Origin of the sequence: Erwinia sp. (genome assembly GCF_031978025.1) — a bacterium.
Classification (GTDB): domain Bacteria; phylum Pseudomonadota; class Gammaproteobacteria; order Enterobacterales; family Enterobacteriaceae; genus Erwinia.
Genome location: NZ_DALZCD010000140.1, coordinates 1 through 10,925, shown reverse-complemented (window position 1 = coordinate 10,925; position 10,925 = coordinate 1). Strand labels below are relative to the sequence as shown.

The window sequence follows — 10,925 nt, the reverse complement described above, 5'->3', positions numbered from 1 at the left end:
CGTTTTTGGCACAGAGCGGACATATAAGCCGGGCAAAGCCCGCTTTGTGCGAAAACCAGACAGAACAGATCCTGGTATTAAACGCTGGCTCCTTCGACTAATACAAAAGTACCGGTCGCCGCCTCTGCACGTATTGACCTGGCTGCCTGATATTCAGGACTCTCGTAAAAACGTTTGGCCTCGGCAAAAGAGGCGAACTCAAAAACGACATGCCGTTCATGAGACTCTCCCTCAAGATTTTCATACTGCCCCGACCAGGCAATTATTTTCGGCTTAAAGGCCTGCATTGCCTCTCCGGCCGCGCGGGCATAGTTTGAATAGGCAACGGGGTCCGATACGGTTACGTGAGCGATTAAATAACCTTTATTCATTTCTCTTTATCCTTGTAAGCAGGGAAATATTCCAGCCTAAGCACAGAGGCAGGCGCAAACGGGCTGAATTGATGTAAAGCCTTTGGGTTTACTGTTAGGTTTTGAAGGTGAAAGGTTTGGAATAACGTTCTGTATCCTGATGTTCACTTACCCATCACCTGATATGAAGGTGGCAGAGCGCTTATCGTATCAAGGCGCGCCAGTTCTTCTGCTTTAGAGCGAGCGTTGTCGCCTCAAAATTATCGGTAAGCCGACAGCTCCGCTTTACGCCGATAATGACGCTGGCGATACAGCGCTTTGCCAGTCACCAGGCAAGCGCGCACCGGCTTACGGATACCGCGTGCTTGTCCACAACGTCGGCCGCCATCCGTTCTGTATACCTGTAGCCAGAATGATAAATAACAGCGGCATTAATCGTTTTCAGGGAATAGCTCATCTTCATTACCTTCAAAAGTGTGGGGCAGGAGCGCGGTAGGAAGGCAGTCTATTTGGTATTAATATGCCAATAAATACGTAAAAAAATAACGCACTGTTACAGCAGAGAAGAACAATGAAGAATCTGGAAATCCTGATCGTTTTCGCGCGCGTGGCAGAAATGAAGAGTTTTACTCAGGCAGCTGAAAGCCTCGGCATTCAGAAAGGCCGCGCTTCAGTGGTGGTCCGGGAACTCGAACAGGCTGTAGGCGCTACGCTTTTGCACAGAACAACGCGGACCGTGCAGTTAACCGAAGACGGCCGGGCTTTCTATTCACGTGCGCGCGATCTGCTGGCGGAAGCAGACGAACTACAGTCGATGTTTACCGATTCCGACAGGCCACTGCGGGGGCGGCTACGTGTTGATATGCCGGCTGTGCTGGCGCAAAGCGTGATTGTTCCCGCTCTGCCGCAATTGTTGGAAGAAAATCCGGACCTTGAAATTGAGCTTTCAAGTACTGACCGTCGGGTCGATCTGGTTCTGGAAGGATTTGACTGTGTGATCCGCCTGGGGCCCATTGTGGACGAAACGCTTATTGCACGGCCGCTGGGACATCTACGCATGATCAATGCAGCAAGCCCGGCGTATCTGGAACGTTTCGGTGTGCCCCGGACACTTGACGATCTCCTCACCCAGAAACACAGGATGGTTCATTACATGCGTCATTTTGGGGCGAAACCTGATGGATGGCAGTATCCGGCAGGCGATGGCTACAGGTCTTTGCTGCTGCCCGGCAGCATGAAAGTCAACAACGTACCGGCTTATCATGAGGCAGGGCTGGCGGGGTTAGGCTTAATACAGGGTGGGTATTCCTCGCTCTTACCCTACATCAAAAACGGCATGCTGGTGGAAGTCCTCCCCCATATGCGTCCTGAACCGCTTACCGCCTCTTTTGTCGTCGCGCATCGGCGCAATTTGTCGCAGCGGGTGAGGGCTTTTATGAACTGGACCGAAGAGACTTTAAAACCTTATTTCGACTGATAACCGTATTAACGCCCTGAAAAAAAGAGTTGCCCTGTCTGCCTCGGATTTAATTAATGACAATAATTGTGAGAGCAGATCCCTGCTTGCTTTACCGGCAGGCTTGTTGCAAACCTGCCGATCGTGGCTTTATCAGAAGGCGGTCTTAAGTTGCAGAACCTCTCCTCCTTCCTCGGCTAAACGCGCTAAATAGCGGGATGCGTCCAGAATCTGATAAGGAAAATACAGGCCGGGTGCAACCGGCGGCTTGCCATCCAGGCCTGTGAGCCTTTCCAGCAGTAAGGCAATGCCCATGCCTGTTAAGGGCGCGGCTCCACCAGGATGGACAACCGCATGTCGCGTGTGCAGATTGTTTCCGGCAGGGTCCAGCCCGGTCATATCAATGATTATTTCGGTTGAGAAGGTCCCTCCGTTACGTCGGGTTGAGCTGACGCCCGTTCCCAGATTGAACTGAACATCGCGCGCGCCTGTAGACGAGGCCAGTCCTACCACGTCAATCGATGAGAAACCGGCGGCATTGATTCTGGCTCCGTCAATCGCTGGAAACGCCGTGTTAATGTCATCGCCTTCGCGCCATATATACTCTCCCGCTTGTCGCGTGAGCGCCCTTGGCATCAGATGATTCAAATGCGCAAAATCAGCTGCAACAGCCGGGCCGCCCATGTCTTCTTCGTCTACCAGCGCATTAATGCAGATGGCATGCACTTCACTGAAGGCTTTCGCCTGCTGGAGTGCAGGCACTGTTGTGGCGCCTACCAGCCATTCATATCCCAGCACCATCGCAGCGGCATGCGGGTGATTGATATAGTCGGCAATTTCCGGGGCAATCTCGAACACGCCGGAAGAAATACTCAGGTGCGGCACGCCTCGTGCCTGTGCAAAGCGCAGCGTGGCAAGCGAATGATCTTTGTAAAGCACGACCACAGCGCTGATTTTATGCGCGCCCAAACCAAGGTCTGAACGCCCCGGGTCAATTTTAATGCCTTGCGCGTTGCCTGCTTTTGCCGCTGCGCGCTGTGCTTTTGTCAGATCACGACCGCCTATAAGCAGGGGAAGATCAGGATAGCTGGCACGAAGTGCCCTGGCAGTTTGCTGACCAATAGCGCCGGAACCGCCCAGGAGAAGTATCGAATCAAAGGACATATGCCTGTTTCCTCATTCACGTGGTAAGCTACCAATAGTAGGAAAGGTAGCACTACTCACTCGCGAAAGCTACTTTTAGTAGGTTTATGGACAACACCCGATGGATGAACATGACATTTCTCAAAATAAACCCCGTGCGCAAAGGTTGTCTAAAGCCGAACGGCGACGACAGCTTTTGGGCACAGCGCGGCTGATCGTCCGGGAAGAGGGCGCGGATCGGCTGACGTTGGGGCATCTTGCTGGTCGTGCCGGGGTGTCAAAACCTGTGGTCTACGATCATTTTGCTACCCGCTCGGCATTGCTGATCGAGCTGTACAGATGGATTGATACGGAGCGGGTCAGGATGTTTACCGAGGCCATGGCAACCCCCTCCAGAAGCGTGCAGGAAACGGTGAATATGCTTGCCAGCGCCTATATAGAATGCACAACAGACAAAACAGATGAATTCTATTCGGTAGGGGCGGCGCTGGCCGGCAGTGAGGAAAAGGCAGCGGTTTTTCAGGAGCTTCTCGATAACTGCGTGACCATGTTTGTTGCTGTCCTGACGCCCCATGTGCGCATGTCGCCTCAACAGCTTCAGCAATGCTGCATTGGCCTGGTCGGAGCAGGAGAGTCTTTAGCGGGGGCGATCGCCCGCGACAGTATCAAGCAGACCGAGGCGGTAACTGCCTTTGCCTCAATAATTAAAGGCGTAACCCAGGTGAGCTGAAGGCCTGGTGGGCTGCCAGACAATATGTCATTTTTGCTCCTGGCGGCCTGTATGCCTTTGTCGAAGATCTGCGCCTGCAAAAAGCCTGAATATTTTGCTGCATAGCCTCATTAAACGGTGCTTTACGCTACTCGCAGTCCTATCGGGAAAATGACGTAAGCGGGTGGTCTGAAGGAAGTCGCGTAATAGGATAAACGCCCCTTCCTGTCAGGAAGAGGCGAAACGTTATTTAAACAGTTTCTGCACAAAATCGGCATAGGCCGGGCGCCAGACAGCCATTTCATGGTTCAGGCCAGGATACATTTTGTAGTCGAACCTGATGTGCTTTTTCTCCAGCTCGCTTTTCAGTCCGGCAATATCCTGCCCGGTAACGGCATCTTTTTCGCCGACCACCACGGTGAAGTTATGCAGCTGTCTGTTAATCTCTTCGGGCTTGTCGAGCTGACGAGCAATGCCTGTATCCGGCACGGTTGCACCGGTTACGCCACTCAACGTCGCCAGCCAGCCAAAGCTGTCCAGATGGTTCATACCGGAGAAGAGCGCCTGAAAACCGCCTTGCGATAATCCGGCCAGCGCCCGTCCGTTTGCATCCTGACGCACGTTAAATCGGGCATCGACCAGCGGAATAATATCGTGCATCAGTTCGCGGTCTGCGGCTTTGGCATTAAGCAGGTAAAATGTTTTGCGACGATCTTTCGGCGGGAAATTTTCCGGGATCGCCTGAGCAATGTCCGTTTCCGTATCGGGTACCACCACCAGCATCGGTTCAATTTTCCCTTCAGCCAGCAGGTTATCCATGATTTGCGGTAACCGACCCTGGTCAATTGCAGAAAGCCCGGTATCGCCAAAGCCATGATAAAAGTAGAGCACCGGCAGCGGGTCGCTTTTGCTGCTGTAACCTGGTGGGGTCCAGACAACCATTTTACGCTCTGAGCGCAGCTCTTTTGAGTGGTAAGTTACCGTCAACAGATCGCCATGAGGGACAGCGCGATCGTCCAGAAGACTGCCTGGTACCAGGATCAGGCTGGTATTGACCTGACGCTGCGGCTTCTGGAAACGGCTTCCCGTATCCACAGAACGAAAGCCGTCCACATCAAAATAATATTCGTACAGATCCGGCGCCAGCGAGGCGCTCTGCCATGACCATACGCCGCTTTCGTCCTTGCTCATATCGTGAGAGACAAAGCTATCCGGAGAAGAGCCGGTCACCACCGAAACCCGCTTGGCCTCCGGGGCAAAAAGGCGAAAGGTAACGCTTTTATCTGCGTTAAGCTGCGTCACGTAATGGCTGACCGGCACCGATAAATCAGGCGTTACCGGCAAGGACGCGGCAAGGACAGGGAGAGCCGCGTTACCCAACAGGGCAGCGATGGTCAGGGTCAGGCAGGCGATGTTGTTTTTCATATTAAGTCCCTTGTTTTATTTTTATAGACAGCCTTTGAACGGGTATGACAGGCAGGCCAGACTGAGCGCCTGCTATAAACCAGGCGGTTAGCCTGGTCGTTATCCAGCGTATCAACAGAATGCTTTTTGTCCAGATGGGCCTGCACGATAACTGCCTTTGCTGTTATCAGGGAAAATGGGGCTGCGGTACGCTGTGCAGCAGAGGTGAACGCATCACCTCTGCTAAGAGGATAATTACACGCTTTAAAGCCTTACCACGGCGCCCGGTTTTGATCGAAATAGAAGCCAGCGTTGGCTTCCGCAGGTGCCTCGTCCGCCAGCCAGACAATCCCAGCAGCCGCCGTAGCCACGTTTCTCGGGCCGGTATGCCCATTGAAATCCGTGGCGGTATAGCCAGGATCGACAGCAGTTACGCTGATACCGTCATCAATCAGCTCTTTAGCAAAAGCGACCGTTACAGCATTAACGGCTGTTTTAGAGCTGGTATACCCCATTGCCTGAACCTGGGCATAAGGGTGATGCGGATCGGAAACCCAGGTCAGCGAGCCCAGTCCGCTACTGACCATAATCACCCTGGCTCCGTGCGCGGCTTTAAGAAGAGGAATAAAAGCCTGGGTCACCCTGATGATGCCAAAAACATTGGTATCGTATACCGCCATAACGTCGCTGATACTTTGTGCGCTCGGCGCCACTGGCTGAGCGCCCGAAATGCCGGCATTGTTAATAAGCATATCCAGCTTCCCTTCTTCTTTCAGCACCCGCTGGGCGGCAGCCTCAACACTCTCTGTCTTCGTGACGTCTATAACCAACAGCCGGACATCGATGCCTTCTGCAGCCAGCTGGTCTACGGCCGCCTGACCGCGCGTCTCATCGCGGCTCCCTAACCAAATTTTATAACCCAACAGGCCCAGCTGTCTGGCCGTCTCGAATCCTATACTTTTGTTGGCGCCGGTAATCAGAACGCTTTTATTTTTCATGCAGGCTCTCCGGTAAGTGAGTCAGATTTGCCCCTGTCCGCTACGGGAAGACACGCAGGGGTTGTTTGATTTATAACCTGGTGAGCACTGTTTGATAATCGGGTTAAATACGAATAACCTGATCGGAATAGCGAACAATCCCGGGAAAGTGCAATGGATGATTTAGCGGTTTTCCTCGCGGTTTTTAAAGGAAAAGGGTTTCGGGTTGCGGCAAAACAGCTGGGCCTGTCGCCGTCTACGGTCAGCGAAAGAGTCACTGCACTGGAGTTAAGGCTTGGCGTACCGCTTTTTATTCGTACCACGCGCAGCGTAATGCCAACCGAGGCGGGTCAGGCGCTGGCTGAGCGTATGGCCCCGCTTCTGGATGAGATGCGAGCGGTGCTTGATGACGTTGCCAGTTCTCAACAGGACTTGCGCGGCACGCTGAAACTGAACGTAACTGGCGCGGTAATGGTGGACATTTTACCGCCTTTGCTGGACCGCTTTTTGGCTCTTCATCCGCTCTTACGCGTAGAAATCATCGTGGAAGATCGGCTGATCGAAGCGACCGCCGAAGGCTGCGATGCCGGTATCCGTTACGGTGAGCATCTGGCGAAAGATAGCATTGCGGTGCCGATAGGCCCGCGAACACAGCGGTTAGCGCTTGCTGCTGCCCCTTCTTACCTCCGTTCACGGGGGCCTTTGTTGCATCCGGCCGAGCTGGCCGAACATGACTGTATTCGCCTGAAATATTCCAGTGGTGCGCTGATCCCGTGGGAGTTTGAATGTGAGGGCGAAACCGTCTGTGTCAATCCGGCTGGTCGTTTAACTATCGGCGTTAATGGTGCGAGCGGCGCTATGGATTTGGCATGCGGCGGCAAAGGCGTCATCGCTACCTTTGAAAACTGGCTGCAGCCCCATTTTGCAACAGGCGCTCTTTTGCCGGTCCTCCCGGCATGGTGGGTCACGTTTGAAGGCCCCTGGCTTTACTTTCCCGGCCGGTTTATGTCTGCGCCGTTACGCGCTTTTGTTGACTTCCTTGCCGAAGAACGGGCGAAGCCAGCGGCCACACAATCTGCATTTTTATAAGGCAATAGCATCGCTCACGTAGTCGTCCGCCAGCGAGACTTTGCCTTATCCGACATCTGTCTGTTCATCTCCTGCGACATTAAGACGGGCGAACGCAACATCCGCCAGAACCGAAAGCGCCAGCGAGCTGGCATCACGCGCTTTGGGGAAAATCCCCACAGGCGCTTTGATGCGGGCAATATCCGTGCTGCTCCAACCCAATTCGCTGAGCTTTTGTACGCGTTTCGCGTGGGTACGCTGGCTGCCCAGCGCACCGATGTAAAACGGGTTGGCCGCCAGCGCGGCCTGTAATATGGGCAGTTCCCGGTTCAGATCGTGCCAGAGCAGCAGCACGGCAGTGTGTGCATCTACCGGTATGGCTGCCTGCGGGTCGGAGCCGTCGTACAGTTGCACCTCATAGCCTGCTGCCTGGGCGACACTGGCGGTGACCAGCGCTTCTGGTGAACGGCCAAACACGAGTGCTCGCGTGCACGGGCGATAACCCGTGACGAAAACACCGTTATGCCAGCCCGTGCTGACCGGCGAGGCAACCCTTTGCAGCCGTTGGTGCTGAGGAGAGTAACCAAGCCCCGCCGTCTGGCGCTGGGCCAGCAAATTCAGCACTTCCAGCAGTGGGCGCGCCTCGAGCAGTTTATGGATGACAAGCGTGATGCCGCCGCCACAGGGAAGCACGATATCGAAGTAAGGCGATCCTTCGCCATACATGACCTGCCGGTCACAACCCGAGGTGATAACTGCCATCGCTTCACAAGCCACCGCGGCCTCCACGCAGCCACCGGAGACCAGACCGCAATACTGACCATCTTCCCGCACCGCCATCTGCGCGCCCAGCGCACGCGCCGCGCCACCACGTATCGCCACCAGCGTGACGAGCGCCACAGCCGTGCCTGTCTTTAACGCTTCTAGCGCAAAGCGCAGGACAGTGGCACTGTCGTCGGTGAGAAGCGCCTGTTGCGGTACCGGAGCCGCTGGCGTCGCCTGGTCGTTAAGGAAAGCGTGTTGCAGCATAACGCCTCCTTACACCACGTCCGGTAGCGAACCTAACAGCTTATCGAGCGTGACGGGGTATTCCCGCACCCGCACGCCGGTCGCGTTATACACCGCATTGACGATAGCGGCGCTGACGCCGCACAGGCCAAGCTCGCCCACGCCCTTCGCCTTCATTGGCGAGGAGACCGGATCGGTGTCATCCAGAAAGATGACTTCCTGTTCGGGGATATCAGCGTGAACCGGGACTTCGTAGCCTGCCAGGTCATGATTAACGAAGTAGCCCAGACGCTTATCGACCGCCAGCTCCTCCATCAGCGCGCCCCCCAGGCCCATGGTCATGGCACCAATCACCTGGCTGCGCGCGGTTTTAGGGTTAAGAATGCGGCCCGCAGCGCACACGGCCAGCATTCGACGCACCCGCACCTCACCGGTCATGCTGTCTACGCCCACTTCTACAAAGTGACCGGCAAAGGTGGACTGCTGATATTGCTTATCCAAATCGCCAAACTCGATGCTGTCTTCCACCGTTAGCGTACCGTCGGCTGCCGCATCGGCAAGGCGGACGCGGCGGCCCCCTTTGCTTACGTGCTCATCGGCAAAGGTCGCGGTGTCCGGATCAAAGCCAAGCTTGCTGGCTACCGCTTCGCGCAGTTTGACGCAGGCAGCATAAACGCCGGCGGTAGCGCTGTTCGCTCCCCATTGACCGCCAGAACCGGCGGAGACCGGGAAGCTGGAGTCGCCCAGCCGCACCACCACTTTTTCCAGCGGTACGCCTGCCATCTCGGCCGCCGTCTGGGCAATGATGGTATAACTGCCGGTACCGATATCGGTCATATCCGTTTCTACCGTGACGATGCCGTCAGCATCCAGATGCACGCGCGCGCCGGAGGTCGTCACCATGTTATTGCGGAAACCTGCCGCCATACCCATCCCGACCAGCCAGCGTCCCTGTTTTATCTGTGCCGGCGTCGCATTGCGGCGATCCCAGCCGAAGCGCTCTGCGCCGGTACGTAAACACTCGACCAGCTGACGGCGCGAGAAAGGGCGGTCGGGATTGGCAGGGTCGACCTGCGTATCGTTAAGGATACGGAAAGCCACCGGATCGAGACCTGCTTTCTCCGCCATCTCATCAATAGCGATCTCCAGCGCCATCAGGCCCGGCGCTTCGCCTGGCGCGCGCATGGCGTTGCCTTCGGGCAGATCGAGCGTCGCCAGTCGCAGCCCGGTAAAACGGTTAGCGCCTGCATAAAGCAGTTCGGTCTGCTGCACCGCCGTCTCCGGGGTGCCGCCGGGCAGGTTGCCCGACCAGCTTTCATGGGCAATAGCGGTGATATGGCCTGACGAATCGGTGCCGATACGAATATGCTGAATGGTCGCCGGACGATGCGTGGTGTTATTAGGGATAAGCGGTCTCGGCAGCATCACTTTTACCGGCCTTTTTGCCGCGCGAGCAGCCAGCGCGGCCAGTACTGCATCGCTGCGCAGGAAAAGTTTGCCGCCAAAGCCGCCCCCGATATAGGGCGAAATGACGCGCACGTTCTCTTCCGGCAGCTTCAGCGTTTGCGCCAGGTCGGTCCGACACCAGTTAATCATTTGATTGGACGTCCAGACGGTAAGCTTGTCGCCTTCCCAAATCGCCATAGAAGCATGAGGCTCCATGGCCATATGGCTTTGATCTGGCGTGGTATAGGTTTGATCAAGCTTCAGCGCTGCCGCAGAAAAAGCCTGATTAAAATCACCCACGACGGTATCCGGCTGGCTTTCCGGCGCTTCGGTGACGGACGGCTTTTCTGCCGCGAGATCCCAGGCACCGTGCTCGCGACGATACTGTACGTCAACCAACTGCGCGGCCGCGCGCGCCTGTTCAAATGTTTCTGCCACTACGACGGCCACCGCCTGGTGGTAGTGCTCAATCTCTGGCCCGCCTAGCAGCGTGGCGGTATTTTTATCACCCTTGCCCAGGCTGCCAGCGTTTTTGGCCGTCACTACTGCCAGCACGCCCGGTGCGTTCTGAGCCGCCTGAAGGTTGATAGCGGTAATACGCCCTTTGGCAATGGCTGCGCCGACGATGTAGCCATAGGCCACGTCAGGCGCTTTATCATGCCATTCATAGGCATACGGGGCGGTGCCCGTGGTTTTCATGGGGCCGTCAATGCGATCGTGGGGATGCCCCACAACGTTAAGCCGATCGATAGGGTTCTCGCCCGCGGGCTTATCAAATTTCATGCGTCAGGCCCTCGCTTCCGTCAGTACCGAGGCGAGCGTGCGCTTCGCCAGTAGCAGCTTGTATTCATTCTCAGGAGTGGGATGCGCGTGGGCAAACAGCCGATCGTACACCGCCTGCGTGCCGTGCGGCAGCTGCGCATCAGCCTCTTCCTGTCGCCAGGGCTTGTGCGCCACGCCACCAGCCGCCACGCGGCCCGTGCCGTCAGGCTGCACAACGGCAGCAATCGAGATTAACGCAAAAGCGTAAGAGGCCCGATCCCGCACCTTGCGATAGATATGCGTGCCGCCGAGCGGCCGGGGCAGGGTGACCGCCACGATCAGCTCGCCCGGCTGCAGGACGGTTTCACGATGCGGCGTATCGCCTGGCGCAAGATAAAAGTCGCTGAGGGCAATACGGCGTTCGCTCCCGTCCGGGCTGACCGTTTCTACCTGCGCATCCAGCAGTCGCATGGCAACGGCCATATCGCTGGGATGCGTGGCGATGCAGGCCTTGCTGGCACCAATCACCGCATGCTGACGGCTAAATCCTTCCAGCGCCGCGCAGCCGCTACCGGGCAAGCGTTTATTGCAGGGCTGATTGG

General features: G+C 56.2%; 10 protein-coding genes. 3 read left to right on the top strand and 7 right to left on the bottom strand.

Annotation, left to right across the window (positions count from 1 at the left end; translation table 11 throughout):
* Nucleotides 1–77 precede the first annotated feature (77 nt).
* Complete coding sequence (locus tag RTK32_RS12580) at nt 78–371, bottom strand: DUF1330 domain-containing protein (RefSeq protein ID WP_312044427.1); 294 nt, start codon at nt 369–371, stop codon at nt 78–80.
* A 550-nt stretch (nt 372–921) separates the two neighbouring features.
* Here RTK32_RS12580 and RTK32_RS12575 point away from each other — a divergent pair.
* Complete coding sequence (locus RTK32_RS12575; RefSeq protein ID WP_312044425.1) at nt 922–1,827, top strand: LysR family transcriptional regulator; 906 nt, start codon at nt 922–924, stop codon at nt 1,825–1,827.
* A 132-nt stretch (nt 1,828–1,959) separates the two neighbouring features.
* Here RTK32_RS12575 and RTK32_RS12570 read toward each other — a convergent pair whose 3' ends face one another.
* On the bottom strand, nt 1,960–2,970 hold the full coding sequence (locus RTK32_RS12570; RefSeq protein WP_312044423.1) for an NAD(P)-dependent oxidoreductase: 1,011 nt from the start codon (nt 2,968–2,970) through the stop codon (nt 1,960–1,962).
* Between the two features lie 100 nt (nt 2,971–3,070).
* Here RTK32_RS12570 and RTK32_RS12565 point away from each other — a divergent pair, with 100 nt between their 5' ends.
* On the top strand, nt 3,071–3,679 hold the full coding sequence (locus RTK32_RS12565) for a TetR/AcrR family transcriptional regulator (protein WP_312044421.1): 609 nt from the start codon (nt 3,071–3,073) through the stop codon (nt 3,677–3,679).
* Nucleotides 3,680–3,904: 225 nt separating this feature from the next.
* Here the strand turns inward: RTK32_RS12565 and RTK32_RS12560 are convergent, their stop codons facing one another.
* A complete protein-coding gene (locus tag RTK32_RS12560) occupies nt 3,905–5,083 on the bottom strand; it encodes an alpha/beta hydrolase-fold protein (protein WP_312044419.1) in 1,179 nt (392 codons plus the stop codon).
* Nucleotides 5,084–5,334: 251 nt separating this feature from the next.
* Nucleotides 5,335–6,060 carry an SDR family oxidoreductase gene (locus tag RTK32_RS12555; protein WP_312044417.1) on the bottom strand — a complete coding sequence of 242 codons (726 nt, stop codon included), beginning with the start codon at nt 6,058–6,060 and terminating at the stop codon, nt 5,335–5,337.
* Between the two features lie 153 nt (nt 6,061–6,213).
* On the opposite strand from RTK32_RS12555, the gene RTK32_RS12550 reads away from it, so the two are divergent.
* The gene (locus tag RTK32_RS12550) at nt 6,214–7,128 is read left to right on the top strand and encodes a LysR family transcriptional regulator (protein WP_312044416.1); all 915 of its coding nucleotides are present in this window, start codon (nt 6,214–6,216) and stop codon (nt 7,126–7,128) included.
* A gap of 45 nt (nt 7,129–7,173) precedes the next feature.
* On the opposite strand, the gene RTK32_RS12545 is transcribed toward RTK32_RS12550, so the two are convergent.
* The 3 genes from RTK32_RS12545 to RTK32_RS12535 all read right to left on the bottom strand — a co-directional run.
* Nucleotides 7,174–8,136, bottom strand: a complete 963-nt coding sequence (locus RTK32_RS12545) for an XdhC family protein (protein WP_312044414.1) — start codon at nt 8,134–8,136, stop codon at nt 7,174–7,176.
* 9 nt (nt 8,137–8,145) lie between these two features.
* Nucleotides 8,146–10,344, bottom strand: coding sequence for an aldehyde oxidoreductase molybdenum-binding subunit PaoC (gene paoC / locus RTK32_RS12540; RefSeq protein ID WP_312044412.1), 2,199 nt, complete (start codon nt 10,342–10,344; stop codon nt 8,146–8,148).
* 3 nt (nt 10,345–10,347) lie between these two features.
* The coding region (locus RTK32_RS12535; RefSeq protein WP_312044410.1) for an FAD binding domain-containing protein at nt 10,348–10,925 on the bottom strand (578 nt) is incomplete at its 5' end.